This window comes from Micromonospora sp. NPDC005203 (genome assembly GCF_042872705.1).
GTDB lineage: Bacteria > Actinomycetota > Actinomycetes > Mycobacteriales > Micromonosporaceae > Micromonospora.
This window is the reverse complement of sequence record NZ_JBIAKV010000001.1, coordinates 651,312-675,567: the sequence shown is the minus strand read 5'-3', so window position 1 is coordinate 675,567 and position 24,256 is coordinate 651,312. Positions and strand designations below refer to the sequence as shown.

Genomic DNA, 24,256 nt, shown 5'->3' with positions numbered 1-24,256 from the left:
CCGTGCCCGGCGGAGGGATCAAGCCTGACCGCCCGGAGCCGGGCACGGTCGGCCCCCGCCCCCAAGCTCAGCCACCAGACCACCGAGTCGGGATCTCCAAAGGCGGCTCACCCTCGCCAGCCCAGAAGATCGTGCCGGTGGCGTCGACCACCACCACACGCGGTGTCCGGGCCAGGCCCCAGGTGATCGCCTCGGCCGGGTCGTCCCAGCTCGGTGCCTCCTCCAGCACCCCGGTCTCGGCACCGACGTCGTCGCCGGCCGACCGCTCCCAGTACGCCGTCCAGACCTGCTGCCCCGCGGACATGTCCGGATGCACGAAGACGGTGCCGCGCCCACGCCAGGCGGCCAGCCGCTCCGGGACCACCGGCACCGGCGTCTCCCCGGTGACGGCCTCCAGGTCCTCCACACCGAAGGCGTGCGGCAGCAGCTCGGCCATCCGCAGCGGGCGGGTCTTGCTCTCGATCAGGCACTCCGGCCCGCCGTTTTCCCAGAGCAGCTGCCGGCAGCGGCCACACGGCATCAGCGGCTCACCTGTCGCGTCGACGCAGGACAGCGCGACGAGTCGCCCGCCACCGGTGGCGTGCAGGCTGGAGACCACCCCGCACTCGGCACACAGCGTCACCCCGTACGCGGCGTTCTCCACGTTGCAGCCGACCACCACGCGGCCGTCGTCGACCAGCGCGGCCGCGCCGACCGGGAACGTCGAGTACGGCGCGTACGCGTGCCGCATCGCGTCGGTGGCGGCGGCCCGCAAACGCGCCCAGTCAATGTCGGTCATGCCATCATTCTGCCGAAGTAGCCCAGGTCAGAAGCGAGCAGGGCCGGATGCACGGGCGCCCCTTCCGAACTCGGCCGCTCCGCCGCACCCGTTCCGGTGATCAGGTGACGAAAAGTAGGTCAGAGACGCCCCTGACGCCTACTTCTCAACGCCGTTGCGTTAGGCGGAATGACTGTTCGTCAACCGAGCCTGCATCGCGATCTTGCGCTTCCTGCCCCGACGTTAGGGTGCATTCCCGCTTAAATCGGCGACAGGAAGTGCAAGATCGGCGCGATTCTCCTGCTCGATGCGTCTTGATCTACAAGCCCCGATAGTCAGCAGCGGGTTGACCCGTCGGCCAGGCAGGACCTCGATCACCAACCGCCCCCCGGGGTGCGGCAAGGTGCACGAGTCGCCCCCCTTTGCTCTGCACCCCAACAGGCACCGGTCGCAGACCGTAGCCGTCGCACCCACGGGTGCAGAGCAAAGGACCCCCGACCACCCCAGACACCAAATGCCTGCCCCGCCGACCGGCACCCCACGCACCCCGTCCCAGAACAACCCGAGTCGAGGAACAACACCCGCGTCGATCGTGCAAGTCAGGTCGTCAACAGGGGTGGGATGCCCCCTTGCGCCGGGACAGTAAGCGCAAGATCGCGGAGCAGGGACAATCCCGGCGGCGGTGGTGTCTGGTCTGGCCTCTTGGAGGGGCTTCGTCGCCGGGCACAACACCCCGACACAACACCATGATCTCCGAGACAGTGCCCGTTGACGAACAACCGCCCGCCCTAACGCAACGGTGTTGACCTACTTCTCATCACCTGATCATGGGAGAGGAGCCGTATAACAGCGGCGATCGGTGCACTTCTGCGACCTTCTACCCTCACCGATCCTCGATGATCGACCTGCGGAACGGGCCCCAGGCCACGAAGCGGTCGAACAGGTCGCGTGGGCTGGGTCCGTCGTGAGGGTTCAGGTGGTACAGATCGCGACTCGCCTCGTAGTACATGCCCGCCAGATAGATGGCCAGGCCCTGCATGTTGTCCTCGAACTCCGCCTTCAGGCGCAGCCGAGCGTCCGCGCAGGGCCAGGGCTGGCCGTCCGCTCGGCAGAACCACATCGGGCGCAGCGGGGTGTGCGGAGCCCGATCGCCGTACTCCCTCGGGCGGTTGGGCTTCGGGCCCACGAGCGGTGGTGGCGCCTGGGTGCTGAGCATGGTCTCGTCACTCCTGCCTTCGGTTCACCAATGTGGTGCCGCATCGGTCCAGATCCCGACTCCGAACCGCGCGGTGGGCGAGGCACCGTCGGCGAGCATCTCGACGAGGCCGCGGACTTCACACTCTGCTGGGGACCGGACTATCTTCGATACGCGCTCACGCTGAATGACCTCACCGAACACGCTCGGTGAGCAGCGCTGGGCAACCTTGAGAAGCATGCCGATGAGATCGAGCAGGGGATGAGGAGCCATGGGCAGCGTGATCGATTACGTGGTGTCGGAGCTGCGCCTCCTGCGCGCCCAGCTCAGGTTGAGTCAGGAGGACTTCGGCAAGACGATCGGCTACTCGGCATCCCATGTCAGCTCGGTGGAGACCGGCGGACGCCAGCCTACGAGCGAATACGTTCGGGCTGTAGATCGCGGGCACGATCCGCTTCGCGAGGACAACGCGGGTGGCCGGTTTACGCGAATGCTCAGGGAACTGTCCAAGGTCGACCCCGAGTGGCTACATGAGTGGATCAAGTGGGAACAGGAGGCCACCCTCCTGCGCTGGTACGAGCCGGCGTGGATGCCGGGCCTGCTCCAGACCGAGGCGTACGCGCGCGCGACGCTGGCGCACAACCTGCTCAGTCAGGACGAGATCGAGCAGCGCGTCGCCTCTCGACTGGGCCGCCAAGCGATCATTGTCGGCGACCGCCCCGTTCAACTTGTCGCAGTGATCGACGTGATGGTGCTGCGCCGGCCGATCGTGGGTCGTCCGGACGTCATGCCCGAACAGCTCGCCCACCTGGCGAAGATGGCCCAACTGCCGCACGTGCAGATACTCGTGGTAACCGAGGATGCCGGCCTCTACCCTGGATTGCAGGGCGGGTTCATCCTGGCTACCCAGCCTGATGGCGCGGTGGTCGCTCACCTTGATCACCAGGTGCGAGCACAGGTAGTCAGCAGTGCCGATGACCTTGCTAACCTCCAGGCGACGTGGGAGGTGGTCAGAGGCGAAGCCCTCTCCCGTAGGCAGTCACTCGAGCTGATTAAGGAAACGGTGCAGACATGGACATGACCGGTGCCCGCTGGCACAAGTCGACTCGCTCCGGCTCCAATGGCGGATCGTGCGTAGAGGTGGCCGACAACCTGCCCGACGTCGTGCTCGTGCGCGACACCAAGGACCGCGATGGCGGCGTCCTTCACTTCAATCCGCAGACGTGGCAGTCGTTCGTCGACCTGGCCAAGCGGATCGGGCCGCTCGGCTGATCCAGGCAGAGCACCGAAGAGGCTCTCTGTGTCCGGTCGGCGCGACGCCCCCGGGGATATTCGCCGTCACGCCACGTTCAGGCGTACCTCTGGAAGGGCTGGATGGGCGCGGGGCGGGGGGGGGGGGGGGGGGGGGCCCGCGCGGCGGGGGGGGGGGGGGGGGGGGGTGGGTGGGTGGGTGGGGGGGGGGGGGGGGGGGGCCCGCCCCCCCCCCCCCCCCCCCCCCCCCCCCCGTACGTNNGTTTTTTTTTTTTTTTTTTTTTTTTTTTTTGTTTGTTTTTTTTTTGGTGGGGGGGGGGGGGGGGGGGGGGGGGCGGGGGGGGGGGGCGGGGGGGGCGCGGCTCCGGGGTCAGCCCTTGATGTACGGCTTGCCGTCGGCGGCCGGTGCCCGGACCCGGCCGACCAGCCCGGCGACCGCCAGGATCGTCGCCAGGTAGGGCAGCATGGCCAGGAACTGGCTGGGGATCGAGCTGCTGATCGCGCCCAAATAGGTGGCGAGCTGGTCGGCGAACCCGAAGAAGAGGGCGGCGAGCAGCGCGCCGGTCGGGTTCCACCGGCCGAAGATCAGCGCGGCCAGGGCGATGAAGCCCTTACCGCCGATCATGTTCTTGGTGAACGAGTAGAGCGCCAGCGTGTAGGACGCGCCGCCGATGCCGGCGACCACCCCGGCCAGCAGCACGTTGCGGTAGCGCACCCGCAGCACCTTGACGCCGAGCGTGTCCGCGGCGATCGGGTGTTCGCCGACCGAGCGGGTCCGCAGACCCCACCGGGTCCGGAACAACCCGATGTGGATCACCAGCACCAGCAGCAGGCCCAGGTAGAGGAAGATGTTGCCGCGGAACAGCGCCGGCCCGAGCACCGGGATGTCCTTCAGCAACGGGATCTCCCAGTTGCTGAAGCGGGGCGCGCTGTTGTATTTCGCCGCGTCGGTCTGCATCAGCCGCTCGTAGAGGAAGCCGGTGACGCCGACCGCCAGCAGGTTCAGCACGATGCCCATGACGACCTGGTCGACCAGGTAGCGGATCGCGAAGACGGCCAGCAGCAGCGAGATGAACGCGCCACCGATGGCGGCGGCGACCAGGCCCACCCAGACGCTGCCGGAGATGCTGCCGAACAGCGCGCCGCTGAACGCGCCCATCAGCAACTGACCTTCGATGGCCACGTTGACCACGCCGGAGCGTTCGCAGAGCACCCCGGCGAGCGCGCCGAAGATCAGCGGCAGGGCCAGGATGAACGTGCCCCGGATGATGTTGACCAGCGGCATGAAGTTCTGCCCGGCCGGCGCGGCGGAGACCTGCCAGCAGAGGAACGAGAGCACGAAGCCGACCAGCCCGACGCCGAGCACCGGGAGGAACCACCGCTTCGGCACCCCGGCGAGCAGCGCCGCACCGGCGGCGATCGCGATGATCCCGAACAGGATCGCCCCGATCGTGCCGTTGATCTCCAGTGCGGCGCCGGCCGCGTCGTCGCTGAGGGTGAATCGGGCCTGCTGGTCGGTGGCGAGCGCGCCGAAGAGCACCGCGGCCAGCAGGCCGAGCCCCAGCAGCGTGAGGCCGACCTTGCGGCTCCGCGTCCAGAAGCCCTCGTCGACCGGGGCGACCGCGATGTCGGGGACAGCCATGGTGGACATGAGTTACCAGCCCTTCGCCAGGCTCGTCTGCAACCGGGCGGCGCGCGCGGCCCGGAGCTGGAAGATCGCCTTCACCAGGGCCGGCGCGGCGATGAAGATGACGATCAGCGCCTGGAGCACGGTCACCAGCTCCAGCGAGATCCCGGAGTACGACTGCATCCGGTTGCCGCCGGCCTGCAACGCCCCGAACAGCAACGCGGCCAGCAGCACCCCCCAGGGCTTCACCCGCCCCAGCAACGCCACCAGGATGCCGTCGAAGCCGATCTGCGCGACCACCAGCGGGGTCAACGCGCTGGCGGTCGAGCCCAGCACCATGTTCGAGCCACCGAGGCCCGCCAGGATGCCGGCGAACACCATGATCAAGATGTACGTCCGCGTGACGCTGATGCCCGCGGTGCGGGCGGCATCCGGGTTGGCGCCGACCGCCCGCAGCTCGAAGCCGAGCGTCGAACGGTTCAGCAGCCAGGCGACCGCCCAGGTGGCCAGCACGGCGAGCAGGATGCCGGCGTGCACCCGCAGATTGTCGCCGAGCAGTCGGGGCAGCTGGGCGGAGGTGTCCACCGCCTTGCTGATCGCGTCGGTGCGGTTCGGGTCCTGCACGCCGTTCTGCACGATCAACCAGGTGAGGAAGTACGTGGCGACGTAGTTGAGCATGATCGTGTTGATCACCTCGTGCGCTCCGGCACGGGCCTTGAGGATGCCGGGGATGAAACCCCAGATCGCTCCGCCCAGAGCGCCGGCCAGCACCGCCACCAGCAGGTGCAGGCCGGGCGGCAGGGGCAGCAGGAAGCCGGCCAGGGCCGCCATGATCACACCGATGGTGGCCTGACCCTGGGCGCCGATGTTGAACAGCCCGCCCCGGAAGGCCAGCGCCACCGACAGGCCGGTGAAGACGAGCGGCGCGGCGTAGGTGAGCGTTTCCGAGATCGGCGCGAGCACGGCCTGCCAGCTGCCGGTGCCGTTCACCCAGCCGGAGAACGCCTCGGGGTCGAAGACCGAGCCCTTGAACAGGTTCGCGTAGGCCTCGCTGACAAGCGTCCAGCTGGAGTTGATCGCGTCGGACGGTCGGGAGGTGATGTACGAGTACGTGGACAGCACGGTCGGATCAGAAATGATCATCAGCACCGCGCCGACCACGATCGCCAGCACCAGCGACAGCAGGGTCACCGTGAAGGTGTTGGCCGCCCAGAGGTTGTCCAGAAACAACCGGCCCAGACTCGGCTTCTGCTCCGGCTTGGGCGTGGACGCCGGCCCGCCCGGCTCGGTCGCCACCTCGGCCCGTTCGGTGTTGCCGAGCGTGTTCTGCGCGGCCTGCGCCTCGCTCGCCGGTTCCTTGTCCGGCGAGCCGGACTGCGGGGTTGGGGGGTTGGTCATGCCTCGTCCTCGCTCGCGGAGCCCGGGTCGCTCGCCGGGCTCCCGTCGGTGGCCGGCCCGTCGCTGGGCACGGCGTCCGGGTCGGGCTCGTGGGCCGCGTCCGGGGTGATGCCGGCCATCAGCAGGCCGATCTCCTCGCGCGGGGTGTCCGGGCCGACGATGCCGATGATCCGACCGCGGTACATCACCGCGATCCGGTCGGCCAGCCCGATCACCTCGTCGAGCTCGCTGGAGACCACCAGGACGGCGGTGCCGATGTCCCGCTCGCGGATGATCTGGCTGTGGATGAACTCGATGGACCCGACGTCGACGCCACGGGTCGGCTGGGCGGCGATGAAGAGCTTCAGCGGCCGGGACAACTCCCGGGCCACGATCACCTTCTGCTGGTTGCCACCGGAGAGGGTGCCGACCGCCGCGTCGGCCGACGAGGTACGGACGTCGAACTGCTCGATCCGTTCCTTCGCGGAGGCGGCGATCGCGTCCGGCTTCAGCGCGAGCCCGGCACCGAACGGTGGCCGGTCGTAGATGTCCAGCACCAGGTTCTCCGCGACGCTGAACTCCTTGACCAGGCCGTCCACGCTGCGGTCCTCGGGCACGTAGCCGACGCCCGCGCGGAGCACCTTCTTGGGCTTCCAGCCGTCGATCCGGTCGCCGACCAGGCTGACCGTGCCGGCGAGCACCGGGCGCAGGCCCATGATCGCCTCGATCAGTTCGGTCTGACCGTTGCCCTGTACGCCCGCCACGCCGAGCACCTCACCGGCGCGCACGGTCAGGTCGATGCCGTCGACCGCGCGGATCTGCCGGTCGTCGTCGACGACGAGCCCGGTCACCTCCAGCACGGGCGCACCGGGAGTCGCCGGGGCCTTGTCCACGGTCAGCCGGACGCTGCGCCCGACCATCAGGGCCGCCAACTCGTCCCGGCTGGCCTCCGGGGAGGCGGTGCCCACGGTCTTTCCGCGTCGGATCACGGTGATCCGGTCGGCGATGGCCTTGACCTCGCCGAGCTTGTGGGTGATGAAGACGATCGACTTGCCGGCCGCCTTGAGCGACCGCATGACCGTCAACAGCTCCTCGGTCTCCTGCGGCGTGAGCACGGCGGTCGGCTCGTCCAGGATGAGCAGGTCGACGTCGCGGGTGAGCGCCTTGACGATCTCGACGCGCTGCTGGATGCCGACCGGCAGGTCCTCGATCACCGCGTCCGGGTCGACCCGCAGGTTGTAGCGCTCGGACACCTCGGTGACCTCGCGCCGGGCGCGGCGGCGGTCCAGGAAACCGGCGATGCCGCCCCGGGTCTGCTCGGCGCCGAGCATGATGTTCTCGGCGACGGTGAAGACCGGCACCAGCATGAAGTGCTGGTGCACCATGCCGATCCCGGCGCCGATCGCGTCGGATGGGCCCTTCAGCTTCAACGGCTTGCCGTCGACCAGGATCTCGCCCTCGTCGGGCTGGTAGAGCCCGTAGAGCACGTTCATCAGTGTCGACTTGCCCGCGCCGTTCTCGCCGAGCAGGGCGTGAATCTCTCCAGGCTCCACCGTCAGGTCGATGTGGTCGTTGGCGACCAGATCACCGAACCGCTTGGTGATGCCGCGCAGTTCGAGTCTCAGCGCAACCTCCTGGAGTGCGAGCGATGGTGCAGCCTAGCTGCCGTCGACCCGACCCGAGCGGCCCGGTTGACGTGGTGCGCGATCGGCCGCTCCGACCCCCACGGTCACCCGCGGGGCCAGAGCGGCCGGTCGGTCGTACCTGTCCCCTGCCGACCTCTCCGATGATCTCACCGGAGGGGCCGGCCGGTTGTCACTTGGTCGGCTGGGCCTTCGAGGTGACGGTGATGGTGCCGGCGGCGATGTCCGCCTTGATCTTGTCGATCTCCGCCTTCAGCTCGGCCGGAACCTTGCTGTCGAAGTCGTGGTACGGGGCGAGCGAGACGCCGTTGTTGGCCAGGGTGCCGACGAAGCCCGGCTTGGCCGGCAGCTTGTCACCGGCGGCGGCCTTGACCACGGCCTCCTTGACGGCCTCCGGGATGTTCTTGACCACGGTGGTGATGATCGCCGAGCAGTCCGGGGTGCTCTGGCAGCCGTCGACGTCGACCCAGATGGTGCTGTACTTGCCGCCCGAGGCCTTGGCCGCGGCGGTGGTGCCGAGGCCGGAGCCGCCGGCGACCGGCATGATGATGTCCGCGCCCTGGGCGACCAGCGCGTCGGAGACCTTCTTGCCCTCGTCCTGCTTGGCGAAGTCGTTGGTGAAGGAGCCCTTCTGGGTCTCCTTGTTCCAACCCAGCGCCTGGACGTTCTTCTTCTTTGTGGTGTTGAAGTAGGCCACGCCGTCGACGAAGCCGTCCATGAAGATCGTCACCGGCGGGATCGGGATCGCACCGTAGGTGGCGACCTTGCCGCTCTTGGTCATTCCGGCGGCCAGGTAACCCGCCTGGAACGCGGCCTGGGCGGTGTCGAACTGCATCGGGTAGATGTTGTCCAGACCCGGGTTGGAGTCGACGATGCCGAACTCCTGGCTCGGGTTCGCCGCCGCGATCTTCTTGGTGGCGTCGGACATCAGGCCACCAACGGCCAGAATGAAGTTGCACTTCTGGTTGACGAACTGCGTCAGGTTCGGCTCGTAGTCGGCCTCGGCCTTCGACGCGACGAACTTGATGTCGATGTTGTCGTTGGCAGCCTTGGCGTCCTGCAGGCCCTTCCAGGCCGAGGCGTTGAACGACTTGTCGTCGATGCCGCCGACGTCGGTCACCATGCAGGCGCTGAACTTCTTGGCGCCACTGCCGGCGTTGTTGTCATCCTTGGGGGCCTCGCCACAAGCGGCGGCGGTGAGCGCGAGCCCACCCACCGCGACGATCGAGGCGATCCGCATCCCACGCACCGAGCGCAAGACGTCTCCTTCCCATTGCTCACCGCGCCTAGTGCGGTGGCAGCCCATCAGCCGACCTGCGGTGTGCCGCCGGCTGTCCCACGTTACGGACGGGAGCGTACGCCCGCGCCCACCCACCGGCCGACAATCGTGCACGACTGTTGAGCGCCTGTTACCCGGGTGTAACCCTTGCGTGGGGCACGTCACTCCTGGTGCTGGTAACGGCGTGTCGAGGCGTCCGTAACGTCCGTTTCCCCGGGGCGGCGGCCCCCCTCGGACGTTACCGCCAAAAGACCGCGACCGCCGCGTTGACCAGGGTCAGACCGACTATCGCGAGGAAATGACCACGGTTTACCACGTCCCGCTTCCGCGAGAAGAAGACCATGACGAAGATCAGCAACGCGATGACCAACTTCGTCACAAGTTTCGCGGGTGCCGGCTCGTCGCCGTCGCGCAGCGGCGCGGAGAGGCCGAGCCCGGTCAGCAACTGGATCACCGCCCCCCAGAGCATCGCCGGGTTGATCCGGATCCGGCCACTGAGGTATTGGGCGATCGAGCCGCCGAGCAGCAGGGCGAAGCCGATCAGATGGACATAGAGGAGGATGAGTCGCAGTGCTTCCACGTCACTCATCCTCCCCTATCAACGACACTTTGTAGTAGGGGGTCCGGTGGGTCGGCGCGGCGGTTCCGCTCGGCGCGGCCGCTGGCCCCGGCCACGAGTCGCGGCGGCGAGCCGGACGCCCGGAGCCCCACCGGCGGTCCGCACATTCTTGCCAACCGTGCAACGGCTTGCAGTGCGCCCGGCAAGAACTTGCCGGTGGGCTAAAGTGCCGCCATGCGCGCTCGACTGTCCGACATCGCCCAGCAGGCCGAAGTCAGCGAGGCCACGGTGTCGCGGGTGCTCAACGACCGCCCCGGCGTGGCACCGGAGACCCGGCAGGCCGTCCTCACCGCACTTGACGTGCTCGGCTACGAGCGCCCGGCCCGGCTGCGCAAGCGCAGCGCCGGGCTGGTCGGCCTTGTGGTGCCGGAGCTGGACAACCCGATCTTCCCCGCCTTCGCCCAGGTCATCGAGTCGACCCTGGCGCAGAGCGGGTTCACCCCGGTGCTCTGCACCCAGAGCGCCGGGGGCGTGACCGAGGACGAGTACGTGGAGATGCTGCTGGACCGGCAGGTCTCCGGAATCGTCTTCGTGTCCGGTCTGCACGCCGACACCGCCGCCAACCACGACCGCTACCGGGCGCTGCTCGCCCGGCCGCTGCCGGTGGTGATGATCAATGGACACGTGCCGGACGTCGGCGCCCCCTTCGTCTCCTGTGACGACCGGGAGGCCGCCGAACTGGCCGTCGCCCACCTGGTCGCGCTCGGGCACCGACGGATCGGCCTGATCACCGGCCCGGACCGGTTCGTTCCGGTGCGGCGCAAGGTGTCCGGCTGGCGCTCGGCGATGACCCGACTCGCCGGTGTGGCGGAGGCCAACCTCGGCCCACTGGCCGAGCTGTCGTTGTTCGGTGTGGAGGGTGGCGAGGCGGCGGCCGGCCGGCTGCTCGACCGCGGCGTCACCGGCCTGGTCTGCGGCTCCGACCTGATGGCGCTCGGCGCGATCCGGGCGGCCCGCCAACGCGGCCTCCGGGTGCCCGAGGACGTCTCCGTGGTCGGCTACGACGACTCGCCGCTGATGGCGTTCACCGACCCGCCGCTGACCACCATGCGGCAACCGGTCACCGCGATGGCGGTGGCCGCCGTCCGCGCCCTGGTGGACGAGATCAACGGGTACGGCGCTCCGCACTCGGAGTACCTGTTCCGCCCGGAGCTGGTGGTGCGCGGCTCCACCGCGGTCGCGCCGAGCACCGCGCGTCTGCCTTACGCAAGATCTGCTTGACTCTTGCAGCTCTGGAGCGGCATATTGCTCCGATGATCAGCACCGCCACCCCGTCGCACACCGATGATCACCGCTGGTGGCGTTCCGCGGTCGTCTACCAGGTGTACGTCCGCAGCTTCGCCGACAGCGACGGCGACGGCACCGGCGATCTCCAGGGCATTCGACAACGCCTGCCGTACCTGCGCGACCTCGGGGTGGACGCGCTCTGGCTGACCCCCTTCTACACCTCCCCGATGATCGACGGCGGGTACGACGTCGCCGACTACCGGGACGTCGACCCGATGTTCGGCACCCTCGCCGACTTCGACGCGGTGATCACCGACGCGCACGCCCTCGGTCTGCGGATCATCGTCGACCTGGTGCCCAACCACACCTCCCACGCGCACCCGTGGTTCACCGCCGCCCTCGCCGCCGGCCCCGGCTCGCCGGAGCGGGCCCGCTACCTCTTCGCCGAGGGCCAGGGCACGCACGGCGAAGTGCCCCCGAACGACTGGGAGAGCATCTTCGGCGGCCCCGCCTGGACCCGGATCGCCGACGGCCAGTGGTACCTGCACCTGTTCGACCCCGCCCAGCCGGACCTGAACTGGCGTCACCCGGAGGTCCGTGCCGAATTCGAGGACGTGCTGCGGTTCTGGCTGGACCGGGGCGTGGACGGATTCCGCGTCGACGTGGCACACGGCATGATCAAGGCCGAAGGGCTGCCGGACGTCGGCTTCAGCACGACGACCACCGGCCAGCGCCAGGTCGAGCTGCTCGGCAGGGGCCGGCTCCCCTACTTCGACCAGGACGAGGTGCACGAGATCTACCGCGCCTGGCGACCCATCCTGGACAGCTACCCCGGGGGTCGGATGGCGGTCGCCGAGGCGTGGGCCGAGACGCCCCAGCGCCTGGCCCGCTACATCGGTCCGGACGAGTTGCACCAGGCCTTCAGCTTCGACTTCCTCGACGCCACCTGGTCGGCCGACTCGTTCCGCAAGGTGATCGACACAGCTCTGGCCGAGGCGAGCGTCGTCGGGGCGCCGACCACCTGGGTGCTGTCCAACCACGACAAGCAGCGGCACGTCACCCGCTACGGCGACGGCGTCGAAGGGCTGCGCCGGGCCCGCGCCGCCAGCCTGCTGATGCTCGCCCTGCCCGGCTGCGCCTACCTGTACCAGGGCGAGGAACTGGGCCTGCCGGAGGTCCTCGACCTTCCGGACGAGCTGCGCCAGGACCCGGCGTTCCTGCGCACCGGCGAGAGCCGCGACGGCTGCCGGGTGCCCATCCCGTGGAACGGCGAGCTGGCCCCGTACGGCTTCGGCCCGGCCGGCAGCGAGCTGAGCTGGCTGCCCGCCCCGGCAACCTGGCGGGCACTGTCCGTCAGCGCGCAGACCGGCATGCCCGACTCGACGTTGGAGCTGTACCGGGCCGCGCTGCGGATCCGCCACCAGCACCCGGCGTTGGCCGACGAGGCCGACGGGATCACCTGGCTGGAGAGCGAGCCGGGCGTGCTGGCCTTCACCCGCACCGCCGGCGACAGCACGCTGATCTGCATGGTCAACCTCAGCGGCACACCGGTCAGGATCGACGGGTACGGTCAGCCGCTCGTCGCCAGCGACGCGCTCACCGGACCGGACGACGTTTACCTGCTGCCGATTGACGCGGCTGCCTGGTTACAACGGCGCTGAACGGGTAACAACCACTCGACCTGGTCGTTCGTTGTGCCCCGCGCCGACGGGCGGCTGGGCTACCGACCCCTTGTGGTGGGGGGTGAGGTGTCACCGGCGCCACGCGGAGTTCGCTCCGCGTGGCGCCGGTGTCCGTGTGCCGCCGGTGGTGGGCCGGCTGTCACTTCGCGGTGAGCAGCGCCGCGATCCGGGTGAAGCCTTCGCGTACCTCTGCCTCATTCGGCGGCTCGGCGGGCGCACCGTGGCCGGCCTCGTCGACGGCGGCGTCCAACTCCTCGTCGATCACGTCCTCGAAGTCGCCGTACAGATCAGCGCCCTCGACCTGGCGGGCCTCGTCCTCGGCGGCGACCTGCGCGGCGGCGATCTCACCGCGGATCTCGTCGGCGGACAGCGCCGGCAGCAACGGCTCCACCACCGCCATCAGTTGCTCCTCGGCCACCACCGCCTCGGCCAGTGCCAACGCGTGCGGCCGCTCGTACGGCCCGCAGACCACCGGCTCCCACTCGTCGAGGTCACCGAGCGGACCGAAGGTGATGATCCAGGGCAGCCCGAGGAGCGGCGAGTCAGCCGGCAGGTCCAGTGTCATGAGTGCGCCCACCGGCTCATCATGGTCCGCGAACGCGAGCGTCGGCGGCTTTCGGCTCAGTTTTCGCCCGTCCGGTGGGTGGCCGGCCACGGTCAGCCGGCCACGGTCAGCCGGCCACGGTCAGCCGGCCTGACGGGGTGTCCCGCTGGATCAGCGTGCGAACAGCTCGAGCGCGAAGCTCGTGTCGGAGTTGTGGTCGGCGAGCAGTTCGTAGCTGGGGGTCCGCCGGAACTCGTGATTCGGGACGGAGAAATCCAGGCCGATCAGCCAGTCGAGCACTGCCCTGCGCTCCTTCGCCGTGAGGGCCGGGCCGATGCAACCGTCGACCAGCGTCTGCAGCAACGGCCGCCGCACGGCATCACGCAGCTTCACGAGGCAGAGGACCTGGGCCACCTCGTCCCGACGGTCCTTTGAGGGCTGACCGACCGCCGCCGACAGTTCGCCCTGGGTGGCCGGCAGGGTCACCCGGATGGTGTGCAGCGCGCCGTCCATCGTGACCGGGACCGGCCACCGCTTCGCCCAGGCGGTGGTGACCCTGTTCGGTGTCAAGCCGGGGAAAACCTCGAACACTTTGGTGGGGGCGATGGTCGGGGCCCGGCCGGGCAGCGGTTCGCCCAGGGCGTCCAGCGGACTAGCGAAGCGTGTCGGGGGTCCGTCCGTGTCTCGCGGCACCACGACGGCCGCCAGCGCACCCAGCACCAGCACCACGGCAGGCACCGCCAGCAGGAGCCATCTTCTCGGCGTCGTCCTGCGGTCCACCGGAACTGATCCGGCATCCCGTCCGGTCTCGTTCACTGGCCTCCCCGTGTCATTGCTCAGGCGGCAGCAGCGTCACCACTCGCCGCAGGCGGCGATGAACGCTACCCAGAGGTGGCACAGGGGTCAATGTCGGCCGGGCCCGGAGGTGCCCGGCCAACGGCGAGATTGGCTGGTGGCACGGAAACGCGAGCTTCGCCGACGGAGCGTCTCTCCGTTCTCGGCTCAGTCGTGCCGGGTGGCGTCGACGGCAGCGCGGACCAGAGCGACAGCACGGTCCGGGGGGACGCCCAGCCGCCGTGCCTCGGCGGCGTACTCGACGGCAACCCGGTGCAGCCGGTCGACGGCGTCGTCCCGGCCGGGGGCGACGAACGTGCCGTTGCGCCCCCGGGTCTCCAGCAACCCCGCCGCCTCCAACTCCCGGTACGCCCGGGCCACCGTGTTCGCGGCCAGCCCGAGGTCGGCGGCGAGCTGCCGGACGGTGGGCAGTCGACACCCGACCGGCAGCCGACCGTCGCCGATCAGCTCGGCGAGTTGCCCCCTGACCTGCTCGTACGGCGGCACCGACGAGTCCGCGTCGACCGAGATCAGCATCTGTACACCCTCCGTCCTCAGCTCGCACCGCCTGGCGTACCGGGATCGGTGTCCTCGTCGACCACGCCCGCCGGGGCGGCGGCCTCCGCCGGGGCGGCGGCCGCAGCCAGGTCCACGACCCGCCCGTTTTTGCTGGTGGCGAGGAGCGCGGCACCGAAGAGCACCAGTTGGTTGAGCAGATAGAGGTAGAGCAGCAGCCCGACGGCGCCGGCCACCACCGTGTACGCCGGATTCCGCTCGGTACGCACCACGTAGTACCGCCCCAGCGTGTTCAACAGGGTGATGCCGACGGCCACCAACAGCACCACCGGGCGCAACCGGGACCGGCTCATCCGCAGCCGGGGCACCGCGAGGAGCAACGCGGTGGCGAGGACCGCGTTGACGAGCACGCTGAGCACCGCGCTGATCGTGGTGAGACCCACCGACCCGGTGCTGCGCAGCAGGAAACGCAGAAACGACTCCAACGCGTCCACCGCCGCGACCGAGAGGCCGAGCAGCACGAAGATGCCGATCATCACGCCCAGGTCGACCAGCCGCCGGATCACCAGATTGCCCGGCTGCTGGTTGAGGTCGTACATCAGTCGCTGCGAGGACCGGATGGCCTCCACCCAGCCGATCCCGGTGAAGACCAGGATGACCAGGCCGACCACACCGACCGTGCCGCTGGAGTTGGCGATCTGCTCGGCGTCCAGGAAGGGCAGGTTCTCCTTGAGGAAGTCGGCTGCCGCCGCACTGACGTCGTCGTTGTCCTCCAGGATCGCGCCGAAGATGGAGAACGCGACAAGGGCGAGGGCGAACACCGCGAAGAAGCCGTAGTAGGCAATCGCGGCGGCCAGCCGCCCGGCCAGCACCTCGCCGTACAGGGTGCCGGCGCGCCACACGTGATCGAAGAGCCCCGACCGGTGGCGCGCGGCGCTCACCCAGCGGTCGATGCCCGCTTCGATCCAGCCGATCACGTTCACGCGATCATCCTCGCCGATCTCCCACCGCCGTAGTGGCAACCGGCAACCGATGCGCACCGACCGGCGCGTCGCCGACGGTTCAGGTGCCGAGGCGAAAGTCCCGACGCGGCTGCCACCGGGCCTCCCCGCTGTGCGAGAAGAGGGTGAACGCGTCGACCTCGAACATCGCGGAGAAGTCGGCCAGATCCTCGTACACCCGGTCCAGTGTCTCCGGTGCCACGTCCTGTGCCACGGTGACGTGCGGATGGTACGGGAAGCGGGCCTTGCGGTGTAGCTCCGGCGTCGAGGTGATGGCGGCGGCCAGCAACTCACACTCGCTGATGCCGGCGGCCACCGCGACGAACACCACCTGGGTGACCGGACGGAACGTACCGGTGCCCCGCAGGTGCAGCGCGAACGGCAGGTGCGTGGCGGCGACGGCGGCCAGGTGCCGCTCGACGGCGGGCAGGCTCGTCGTCTGGATCTCGGTCGGCCCGAGCAACGTCACGTGCGCGGGCACCGCGAGTGGGTCGCCGGCCTCGACCCGACGCCGGGTGAGCTGGGCACCCCAGGGCTCGGGAATGTCCACCGCGATGCCGATCTGGATGGTGTCGCCGGTCGGCGGCACCCCGCCACTGCGATCCACGCTTCGCGCCGCCCCTCCGGCCACCGACCCGTTCATCTGTCCCGCGGAGCTACTCGCCGCGCACGGGCGGGAAGAACCCGACCCGCTCGTACGTGGACCGTAGGGTCGCCGCCGCCACCGCGCGGGCCTTCTCCGCGCCGGCGGCGAGCAGCTTGTCCAACTGCGCCGGGTCGTCGAGGAAGGCGCGGGTGCGCTCCTGGACCGGACGGACGAACTCCGCCACCACCTCGGCCAACTCCTTCTTCAGGTCGCCGTAGCCGCGGCCGGCGAAAGCGCCCACCAACTCGTCGATGCCGCGGCCACTGAGCGCCGAGTGGATGGTCAGCAGATTGGACACCCCCGGCTTCGTCGCGGCGTCGAAGACGATCTCCCGACCGGTGTCCGTGACCGCCGACCGGATCTTCTTCGCGGACCGCGCCGGATCGTCCAACAGGTCGATGATGCCGGCCGGCGAGGACGACGACTTCGACATCTTCGCCGTCGGGTCCTGGAGGTCGGTGATCTTCGCGGTGTCCTTGACGATGTGCGGGGCGGGCACCGTGAACGTCGGGCCGAACAGCGAGTTGAACCGCTGGGCCAGATCCCGGGACAGCTCCAGGTGCTGGCGCTGGTCCTCGCCGACCGGCACCGCGTTGGCCTGGTAGAGCAGGATGTCGGCGGCCTGCAGGACCGGGTAGGTGAACAGCCCGACGCTGGCCCGCTCGTTGCCCTGCTTCTGCGACTTGTCCTTGAACTGGGTCATCCGGCTGGCCTCACCGAAGCCGGTGATGCAGCCGAGCACCCAGGCCAACTGCGGGTGCTCGGGCACCTGCGACTGCACGAACAGGGTGCTGCGCTCCGGGTCGAGCCCGACCGCGAAGAGCTGGGCGGCGGCCACCCGCGTCCGTTGGCGCAGCAGCGCCGGGTCGTGTCCCGCGGTGATGGCGTGCAGGTCGACCACGCAGTAGAACGCGTCGTGGGTTTCCTGCAACGCCACCCAGTGCCGCACCGCGCCCAGATAGTTGCCGAGGTGGAACGAGTCGGCCGTCGGCTGGATGCCGGAGAAGACGCGGGGACGGGCGGGAACGTCGGACATGGCGATAATTCTGTCAGCAAGCAACCGGGTCCGTCATGACGGGCCGGCGGGTCGGCCGCGGCCCGCCGGTGTCGGGGTGCTGACCTCGGGTGGCGCGTCCGGACCGACCCGGCGCGTCGGGCCGTCCGGCAACCCGTGGCGCTGCCCGGCCACCGTCTCCCGCGCCGGCCCGACACGGTGCTCGCGGCGCTGCTCGGTGTCCTGCTCGCGGCGCTGCTGCTCCGGCATCCGGACGGCGGAGACCGCGAGCCGGGCCACCCGCCGGCCGTCCAGCGCGAGGACCCGCAGCAGCCAGCCGCCCGGGGGAGCGGCCGGGCCCGGCCCGCCGACGTCGGCCGGCTCACCGGACACCGGCACCTCGTCGCCGGTCACCGGAAGCCGACCCAGCGCCGCCATCACGAACCCGCCGACCGTCTCGTACGGCCCGGCGGGTAGCGCCACCCCGGTCCGTTCGGCGAAGTCAGCGAGGTTGAGGCGGCCGTCCACCACGGCCGGCAGGCCGGTGTGCACCGGGTCCGACGTGGTGTCGTACTCGTCGCGGATCTCGCCGATCAACTCCTCGATGAGGTCCTCCAGCGTGACGATGCCGGCGGTGCCGCCGTACTCGTCGACCACCACCGCCAGGTGCTGGCCCTCCCGGCGCATCTCGGTCAGCGCGGGTAGCACCCGTTTGCTGCCGGGAAGTCGCTTCACCTCCCGGGCCAGTTCGCCGACGGTGGCACACGAGTCGGCGTCCGGCCGCAGCAGCACGTCCCGGAGGTGCACGAAGCCGACCACGTCGTCGTGGGTGCCGTCGGTGACCGGGTAGCGGGTGTGCGTTTCGGCGCGGACCAGCCGGGCGGCCTCGGCGATGGTGAGCCGCGCCGGGAGGAAGACGACCTCGGTGCGCGGCATCATCACCTCGCGGATCAGGCTGGCGCCGGCCACCAGGACCTCGTCGATGATCCGCCGTTCGTCCGGGTCGAGCACGGTGTTCGCCGCGACCAGGTCCCGCAACTCGGCCTCGGTGATGCGCTCCCGGCCAGCCGCCGGTCCGGCGCCGAGTAGGTCGGTGACGAGTCGGGAGGCGCCGTCGGCGGTGCGGACCAGCACGCGGGCGACGGCTCGGGCGAGCGGCCCGGGGTCGCGACGGGGCCGCACCCGCACGCGTCGCCGGAGCCCGGTACGGGCCGCTTCCCGCATGACAGAGATGGTAGACACCGTTCGCTCACCGCACCGGGGATCGGGCGGAGCGGACCGCATATGTTCGGGTCTGTTTAATCATGAGAGTTTATGATGGAATGAGGATGGCGGTGCCGTCGGTACGGGCACCGACCGCCACCCTAGGGTGATCAGCGAAGGCCCCGTCCCGGGCGGGCCAGGCAGGAGGCAAACGACGTGAAACTGCTCGTCACCGGGGGGGCCGGCTTCATCGGCAGCGTAGTGACCCGGATGCTGCTCGACGCGGGTCACGAGGTGGTCGTCCTGGACGACCTGCGCACCGGGCACCGCGAGGCGCTCGCCCCGGACGCGACCCACGTCGAGGCGTCCATCCACGACGCCGCCCGCGTCCTCACCGCCGACGCCGGCTTCGACGGGGTGCTGCACTTCGCGGCCCTGATCGCCGCCGGCGAGTCGATGGTCAAGCCGGAGCTGTACTGGCAGAACAACACGGTCGGCACACTCGCCCTGATCGACGCGGTCCGGGCCGCCGGGGTGCCCCGCATGGTCTTCTCCTCCACCGCCGCCGTCTACGGCAACCCCACCGCGCTGCCGATTCCGGAGAGCGCGGTCAAGGCACCCACCAACACGTACGGCGCCACCAAGCTCGCCGCCGACATGGTGCTCACCTCCGAGACGATCGCGCACGGGCTGGCCGCCGTGTCGCTGCGCTACTTCAACGTGGTGGGCGCCCACCTCGACGGCGACGTCGCGCTCGGCGAACGACACGACCCGGAGACACACCTGATCCCGATCGCGCTGGAGGTCGCCGCCGGCCGGCGGGAGAAGCTCCAGCTCTTCGGCGACGACTACCCCACCCTGGACGGCACCTGCGTCCGCGACTACATCCACGTCGCAGACCTGGCCCGCGCGCACCTGCTGGCGCTGGGGGCGGCCACCAGCGGGCAACACCGGATCTACAACCTGGGCAACGGCAACGGCTTCACCAACCGCCAGGTCGTCGACGTGGTCCGCGAGGTCACCGGGCACCCGCTGCCGGTCGAGGTGGCCCCGCGCCGCGAGGGAGACCCGGCCGAGCTGGTCGCCTCCTCCGCGTTAGCCCGCGACGAGCTGGGCTGGGTGCCGCAGAAGCCGACCCTGCACGACATGGTCGGCGACGCCTGGGCCTTCTACCGCACGCACATCCTGGAGCAGCGGTGAGCGCGAGGAGTGAGCCGGGTTTGCGAGCCTCGCAGTCGCGACCGAAGGGGACACCGTGACCGACCCCACGCGCGCCGTGGAAGACCGGGCCGCCGCCGGCTTCACCACGCAGTACGGGGGCCAGGCCGCCGGCCGCTGGGCGGCTCCCGGCCGGGTCAACCTGATCGGCGAGCACACCGACTACAACGAGGGGTTCGTGCTGCCCTTCGCGCTGCCGTTGCGTACGGTCGTCGCCGCCGATCGGCAGGACGCGGAGCAGTGGACGGTCTGGTCCGAGCTGTCCGGCGAGACGATCACCTTCGGGGCGGACGACGTCGCCGAGGCGGGTCGGGTGACCGGCTGGGGCGCGTACGTCGCCGGGGTGGTCTGGGCGCTGCGCGAGGCCGGTCACCGGGTTCCGGGCGCACGGCTGGCCATCGCCTCCGACGTACCGCTGGGCTCTGGACTCTCCTCCTCGGCCGCACTGGAGTCGGCGGTGCTGGCCGCCCTGCTCGACCTGGGTGGGCTGGAGCTGCCCGCGGAACTGCAGCCCCGGCTGGCGCAGCGGGCGGAGAACGTCTACGTGGGCGCGCCGACCGGAATCATGGATCAGTCCGCCGTGATCCGCTGCTGTGCCGGGCACGCCCTGTTCCTGGACTGCCGCGACGAGTCGGTCGAGCAGATCCCGTTCGACCTGGACGCCGCCGGGCTGGCGGTGCTGGTCATCGACAGTCGGGCGCCGCACCGGCACGCCGACGGTGAGTACGCCGCCCGCCGCCGCTCCTGCGAGGCCGGGGCCAGCGCGCTCGGCGTCCCCGCGCTGCGGGACGTGGGCGTCGACCAGCTCGACACCGCGCTGGCCCAGCTCGACGACGAGGAGACCCGACGACGGGTCCGGCACGTGGTCACCGAGGACCAACGCGTACTGGACACGGTGGCGCTGCTGCGCGCGGCCCGGGTGCGTGACATCGGCCCGCTGCTCACCGCGTCGCACGTCTCCATGCGCGACGACTTCGAGATCACCGTGCCGGAGATCGACACGGCGGTCGAGGCGGCGTTGGCGGCCGGCGCGCTGGGCGCCCGAATGACCGGCGGCGGCTTCGGCGGCTGCGTCCTGGCCCTGATCGAAGCCGACCGCGCCGACGAGGTCACCGCCGCCGTCGAGGCCGCCTACGCCGAGCGAGGTTTCACCGCCCCCGGCACCGTGACGGTCCTCCCCTCCCCCGGCGCCACCCGCCTGCCGTAACCGTGTGGGTCGGTGATGGTGCTCGAACGCCGCCACCCGCCGGCCGTAACCCTGGGCCGGTGATCGTGCTCGAACATGGAAGTAGTGGCCTCGCCCAGTGGGTGGGGCCACTACTTCGTGGATCGAGCGTGATCTTGCCGGAAGTCGGGTCGGGGCCGGCTTAGGTGGCTTCGACGATCATGGCGGCGCCCACCGTGCGGTTGGTGGCCTCGTCGATGATGACAAAGCCTCCGGTGGTGCGGTTTCGCCGGTACTCGTCGGCGAGCAGCGGCACCGTCGTCCGCAGCCGCACCCGCCCGATCTCGTTGAGCCGCAGCTCGTCGGCCGACTCGTCGCGGTGCAGCGAGTTGATGTCCAACCGGTAGTGCAGGCCGCGCACGATCGCCCGCGCCGAGCGGGTGGTGTGCTTGATCGCGTACCGACCGCCAACCCGCAGGGGGGCTGTCTCGTCCATCCAGCAGACCATCGCCTCGATGTCCTGGGCCACCGCCGGCGCGTTGTTCGGCCGGCAGATCAGGTCACCCCGCGAGATGTCGATCTCGTCGGCCAGCCGTACCGTCACCGACATCGGCGGGAACGCCTCCGCGACCGGCCCGTCGGCGGTCTCCACGGCGGCGATCCGGCTGGTGAAGCCGGACGGCAGCACCATCACCTCGTCACCCGGCTTGAGCACGCCGGAGGCCACCTGACCGGCGTAGCCGCGGTAGTCGGTGACCGTGGTGGACTGCGGGCGGATCACGTACTGCACCGGGAACCGGACGTCGACCAGGTTGCGGTCACTCGCGATGTGCACCCGCTCCAGGTGGTGCAGCAGCGACGGGCCTTCGTACCAGGGCATGTTCTCCGAGCGGGTGACGATGTTGTCGCCGCGCAACGCGGAGACCGGCACCACGGTCAGGTCCGGTACGTCGAGCTTCGCGGCGAACGCGGTGAACTCGTCGGCGATCCGCTCGTAGACCTCCTGCGACCAGTCCACCAGGTCCATCTTGTTGACACAGAGGACCAGGTGCGGCACCCGCAGCAGCGAGCACAGGAACGCGTGTCGGCGGGACTGCTCGACCAGGCCCTTGCGGGCGTCCACCAGGATCAACGCCAGGTCGGCGGTGGACGCCCCGGTGACCATGTTGCGGGTGTACTGGATGTGCCCCGGGGTGTCGGCGATGATGAACTTGCGGCGCGGGGTGGCGAAGTACCGGTACGCCACGTCGATGGTGATGCCCTGCTCCCGCTCGGCCCGCAGACCGTCGGTGAGCAGTGCCAGGTTCGTGTATTCGTCGCCGCGGGCCGCGCTGACCGCCTCCACCGCGGCCAACTGGTCGGTGAAGAGCGACTTGGTGTCGTAGAGCAGCCGGCCGATCAGGGTCGACTTGCCGTCGTCCACGCTGCCGGCGGTCGCGAAACGCAGCAGGTCCATCGCGCGGGCCTCCGGCCCGGCCCCGGTAACAGCCCGGGCCTCCGCATTCGCGGACGCGGTGATCTCGGTGCTCATCAGAAGTAGCCCTCCCGCTTGCGGTCCTCCATGGCGGCCTCGCTGACCCGGTCGTCACCACGGGTGGCGCCGCGCTCGGTGATCCGGGTGGCCGCCACCTCCTCGATGACCTTCTCCACGGTGTCCGCGTCGGAGCGGACGGCCGCGGTGCAGGAGGCGTCGCCAACGGTGCGATAGCGCACCTGCGCCTTGAACCGCTCCTCACCCGTGCGGGGGCGGAAGAACTCGTTCACCGCGTAGACCATGCCGTCCCGCTCGATCACCTCGCGCTCGTGCGCGTAGTAGATCGAGGGCAGCGGGATGCGTTCCCGGGCGATGTAGTGCCAGACGTCCAACTCGGTCCAGTTGGACAACGGGAAGATCCGGATCGACTCTCCGGGATGGTGGCGGCCGTTGTACAGCGACCACAGCTCCGGCCGCTGGTTCTTCGGGTCCCACTGGCCGAACTCGTCGCGGAAGCTGAACACCCGCTCCTTGGCCCGAGCCTTCTCCTCGTCGCGGCGGGCACCGCCGAACAGCGCGTCGAAGCGGTGTTTCTCCACCGCGTCCAGCAGCACCGGCGTCTGGATCCGGTTGCGCATCCCGTCGCCGGACTCCCGGACCATGCCGCTGGCCAGCGCCTCCGGCACGCTTGCGACCACGAGCTGCAACCCCAGCTCGGCGACCCGCTGGTCGCGGTACTCCAGGACCTCGGGGAAGTTGTGCCCGGTGTCGACGTGCATGACGGGGAAGGGGATGCTGGCCGGGGCGAACGCCTTCTGCGCCAACCGCAGCATCACGATCGAGTCCTTGCCGCCGGAGAAGAGCAGCACCGGGCGTTCCATCTCGGCGACCACCTCGCGCATCACGAAGATGCTCTCCGCCTCCAGGGCGTCCAGGTGGGAGACCCGGTAGGCGGCGGGGGTGGTCATGACACCGGCTCGATTCGCTCGCTCATCCGATTTCCAGACCTTTCCGGTCGGACATGTCAAGAAAGTGCGCTCAGGCTACCCGGAATGTCTCTGCAGCGCTGCAAGCAACCGGTTGGCGAGATCCTTGCGACAGACCAGCAGGTCCGGCAGGCGCGGATCCGCCTCGTTGTATTTCAGCGCAGAACCATCGATCCGGGAAGCGTGCAGTCCGGTGGCCGTCGCCACAGCCACCGGGGCCGCCGAGTCCCACTCGTACTGCCCGCCGGCGTGGATGTACGCGTCCACCTCGCCGGTGACCACGGCAGCGATCTTCGCGCCGGCCGAGCCCATCGGCACCAGATGCGCCCCGACGTCCTCGGCCAGGTCGGTCAGGAAGACGGGCGGCCGGCTCCGGCTGGCCGCCAGGCGGATCTTCCGCTCGCCGGCCGTCGCGGCCTCCACCGTCATCGGCGGGTACGCCGGCGGGTAGTCCGTGCCCAGCACCCGGTGCTGCGCCGGCAGCCCCACCGCCCCGGCGACCAGCCCGTGTGGACTCGGCGCGCTGCGCGCCCAGAGCGCCACGTGCACCGCCCAGTCCGAGCGACCCTCCTCGGAAAACTCGCGGGTGCCGTCCAACGGGTCGATGATCCACACCCGGTCCGAGGTCAGCCGCGACACCGCCCCGGCGTTCACCTCCGCCGCCCAGGCCAACCGCGAGCCCTCGTCCTCCTCGGAGAGCACCGCGTCGCCCGGCCGCCACTTCGCCAACTCCGTGCGGATCAGGTCGTGCGACACCTTGTCCCCGGCCGACTTCAGCGCGCCGGCGTCCGCGAAGCCCATCTCGACGCGCAGGTCGAGCAGCGCCTGCCCGGCCCGGGACGCCAACCAACGGGCGAACGCGCCGTCGATCATCGGAGGACTGGTCATCTGCCCGCTCCTGTCGCCTCGCCGCGACCCGTGCCCGCACGGACCGATTCGCCGCGACCCGCGTCGGCAGGCGCGGCACGCCGAAAGGCGCAGACTACCGGCCAACCGTTTCGGATCCGGTACGCCTCGC

Annotated in this window: 22 protein-coding genes and 1 pseudogene; 6 read left to right on the top strand and 17 right to left on the bottom strand. The window is 70.1% G+C overall.

Annotated elements, in window-relative coordinates; genetic code table 11:
• Positions 1–67: 67 nt before the first annotated feature.
• Positions 68–778: a cytidine deaminase gene (locus ACFYPM_RS03355; protein WP_387190788.1), complete on the bottom strand. Its 711-nt coding sequence runs from the start codon at positions 776–778 to the stop codon at positions 68–70.
• 862 nt (positions 779–1,640) lie between these two features.
• Positions 1,641–1,973: a hypothetical protein gene (locus tag ACFYPM_RS03350; protein WP_387190787.1), complete on the bottom strand. Its 333-nt coding sequence runs from the start codon at positions 1,971–1,973 to the stop codon at positions 1,641–1,643.
• 250 nt (positions 1,974–2,223) lie between these two features.
• On the opposite strand from ACFYPM_RS03350, the gene ACFYPM_RS03345 reads away from it, so the two are divergent.
• Together ACFYPM_RS03345 and ACFYPM_RS03340 are read left to right on the top strand one after the other, a co-directional pair.
• Entirely contained in the window at positions 2,224–3,033 is an 810-nt protein-coding gene (locus tag ACFYPM_RS03345; RefSeq protein WP_387190784.1) for a helix-turn-helix transcriptional regulator, read from the top strand.
• Positions 3,030–3,224: a DUF397 domain-containing protein gene (locus tag ACFYPM_RS03340; RefSeq protein WP_387191446.1), complete on the top strand. Its 195-nt coding sequence runs from the start codon at positions 3,030–3,032 to the stop codon at positions 3,222–3,224. Before ACFYPM_RS03345 ends, ACFYPM_RS03340 begins: the two co-directional genes overlap by 4 nt.
• A gap of 349 nt (positions 3,225–3,573) precedes the next feature.
• Here ACFYPM_RS03340 and ACFYPM_RS03335 read toward each other — a convergent pair whose 3' ends face one another.
• The 5 genes from ACFYPM_RS03335 to ACFYPM_RS03315 all read right to left on the bottom strand — a co-directional run bounded on the left by ACFYPM_RS03335 (position 3,574) and on the right by ACFYPM_RS03315 (position 9,709).
• Complete coding sequence (locus tag ACFYPM_RS03335) at positions 3,574–4,854, bottom strand: ABC transporter permease (protein WP_357241422.1); 1,281 nt, start codon at positions 4,852–4,854, stop codon at positions 3,574–3,576.
• Positions 4,855–4,857: 3 nt separating this feature from the next.
• The gene (locus tag ACFYPM_RS03330) at positions 4,858–6,228 is read right to left on the bottom strand and encodes an ABC transporter permease (protein WP_387190782.1); all 1,371 of its coding nucleotides are present in this window, start codon (positions 6,226–6,228) and stop codon (positions 4,858–4,860) included.
• Entirely contained in the window at positions 6,225–7,772 is a 1,548-nt protein-coding gene (locus ACFYPM_RS03325) for an ABC transporter ATP-binding protein (protein WP_387191444.1), read from the bottom strand. The genes ACFYPM_RS03330 and ACFYPM_RS03325 overlap by 4 nt, the downstream gene beginning before the upstream one ends.
• Positions 7,773–8,022: 250 nt before the next feature.
• Positions 8,023–9,090, bottom strand: coding sequence for a BMP family protein (locus tag ACFYPM_RS03320; protein WP_387191442.1), 1,068 nt, complete (start codon positions 9,088–9,090; stop codon positions 8,023–8,025).
• Between the two features lie 277 nt (positions 9,091–9,367).
• Complete coding sequence (locus ACFYPM_RS03315) at positions 9,368–9,709, bottom strand: hypothetical protein (RefSeq protein ID WP_357242364.1); 342 nt, start codon at positions 9,707–9,709, stop codon at positions 9,368–9,370.
• 213 nt (positions 9,710–9,922) lie between these two features.
• Here ACFYPM_RS03315 and ACFYPM_RS03310 point away from each other — a divergent pair, with 213 nt between their 5' ends.
• Together ACFYPM_RS03310 and ACFYPM_RS03305 are read left to right on the top strand one after the other, a co-directional pair.
• Positions 9,923–10,969: a LacI family DNA-binding transcriptional regulator gene (locus ACFYPM_RS03310; RefSeq protein ID WP_387190780.1), complete on the top strand. Its 1,047-nt coding sequence runs from the start codon at positions 9,923–9,925 to the stop codon at positions 10,967–10,969.
• A 32-nt stretch (positions 10,970–11,001) separates the two neighbouring features.
• Positions 11,002–12,636, top strand: coding sequence for a glycoside hydrolase family 13 protein (locus ACFYPM_RS03305; RefSeq protein ID WP_387190777.1), 1,635 nt, complete (start codon positions 11,002–11,004; stop codon positions 12,634–12,636).
• A 160-nt stretch (positions 12,637–12,796) separates the two neighbouring features.
• Here the strand turns inward: ACFYPM_RS03305 and ACFYPM_RS03300 are convergent, their stop codons facing one another.
• The 7 genes and pseudogenes from ACFYPM_RS03300 to ACFYPM_RS03270 all read right to left on the bottom strand — a co-directional run.
• Positions 12,797–13,234: a hypothetical protein gene (locus ACFYPM_RS03300; RefSeq protein ID WP_387190775.1), complete on the bottom strand. Its 438-nt coding sequence runs from the start codon at positions 13,232–13,234 to the stop codon at positions 12,797–12,799.
• 138 nt (positions 13,235–13,372) lie between these two features.
• Positions 13,373–13,930: a hypothetical protein gene (locus ACFYPM_RS03295; protein ID WP_387190773.1), complete on the bottom strand. Its 558-nt coding sequence runs from the start codon at positions 13,928–13,930 to the stop codon at positions 13,373–13,375.
• Positions 13,931–14,203: 273 nt separating this feature from the next.
• Positions 14,204–14,572, bottom strand: coding sequence for a GntR family transcriptional regulator (locus tag ACFYPM_RS03290; RefSeq protein ID WP_387190770.1), 369 nt, complete (start codon positions 14,570–14,572; stop codon positions 14,204–14,206).
• Between the two features lie 17 nt (positions 14,573–14,589).
• The gene (locus ACFYPM_RS03285; protein ID WP_387190768.1) at positions 14,590–15,534 is read right to left on the bottom strand and encodes a YihY/virulence factor BrkB family protein; all 945 of its coding nucleotides are present in this window, start codon (positions 15,532–15,534) and stop codon (positions 14,590–14,592) included.
• A gap of 79 nt (positions 15,535–15,613) precedes the next feature.
• The gene (locus ACFYPM_RS03280) at positions 15,614–16,195 is read right to left on the bottom strand and encodes a 2'-5' RNA ligase family protein (RefSeq protein WP_387190766.1); all 582 of its coding nucleotides are present in this window, start codon (positions 16,193–16,195) and stop codon (positions 15,614–15,616) included.
• Positions 16,196–16,208: 13 nt separating this feature from the next.
• Entirely contained in the window at positions 16,209–17,234 is a 1,026-nt protein-coding gene (trpS, locus tag ACFYPM_RS03275; protein ID WP_387190764.1) for a tryptophan--tRNA ligase, read from the bottom strand.
• Between the two features lie 210 nt (positions 17,235–17,444).
• Positions 17,445–18,416: pseudogene (locus tag ACFYPM_RS03270) on the bottom strand (hemolysin family protein); the annotation flags it as partial.
• Between the two features lie 195 nt (positions 18,417–18,611).
• On the opposite strand from ACFYPM_RS03270, the gene galE reads away from it, so the two are divergent.
• Both galE and galK read left to right on the top strand, forming a co-directional pair.
• Positions 18,612–19,595, top strand: a complete 984-nt coding sequence (gene galE, locus ACFYPM_RS03265; RefSeq protein ID WP_387190762.1) for a UDP-glucose 4-epimerase GalE — start codon at positions 18,612–18,614, stop codon at positions 19,593–19,595.
• A 55-nt stretch (positions 19,596–19,650) separates the two neighbouring features.
• Positions 19,651–20,820 carry a galactokinase gene (gene galK / locus ACFYPM_RS03260; protein ID WP_387190760.1) on the top strand — a complete coding sequence of 390 codons (1,170 nt, stop codon included), beginning with the start codon at positions 19,651–19,653 and terminating at the stop codon, positions 20,818–20,820.
• A gap of 160 nt (positions 20,821–20,980) precedes the next feature.
• Here galK and ACFYPM_RS03255 read toward each other — a convergent pair whose 3' ends face one another.
• The 3 genes from ACFYPM_RS03255 to ACFYPM_RS03245 form a co-directional block, all read right to left on the bottom strand.
• Positions 20,981–22,309 carry a sulfate adenylyltransferase subunit 1 gene (locus ACFYPM_RS03255; protein WP_387190757.1) on the bottom strand — a complete coding sequence of 443 codons (1,329 nt, stop codon included), beginning with the start codon at positions 22,307–22,309 and terminating at the stop codon, positions 20,981–20,983.
• Complete coding sequence (gene cysD, locus ACFYPM_RS03250; RefSeq protein WP_387190755.1) at positions 22,309–23,220, bottom strand: sulfate adenylyltransferase subunit CysD; 912 nt, start codon at positions 23,218–23,220, stop codon at positions 22,309–22,311. Before cysD ends, ACFYPM_RS03255 begins: the two co-directional genes overlap by 1 nt.
• Positions 23,221–23,295: 75 nt before the next feature.
• Positions 23,296–24,126, bottom strand: a complete 831-nt coding sequence (locus ACFYPM_RS03245) for an inositol monophosphatase family protein (RefSeq protein WP_387190752.1) — start codon at positions 24,124–24,126, stop codon at positions 23,296–23,298.
• Between the last annotated feature and the right edge of the window lie 130 nt (positions 24,127–24,256).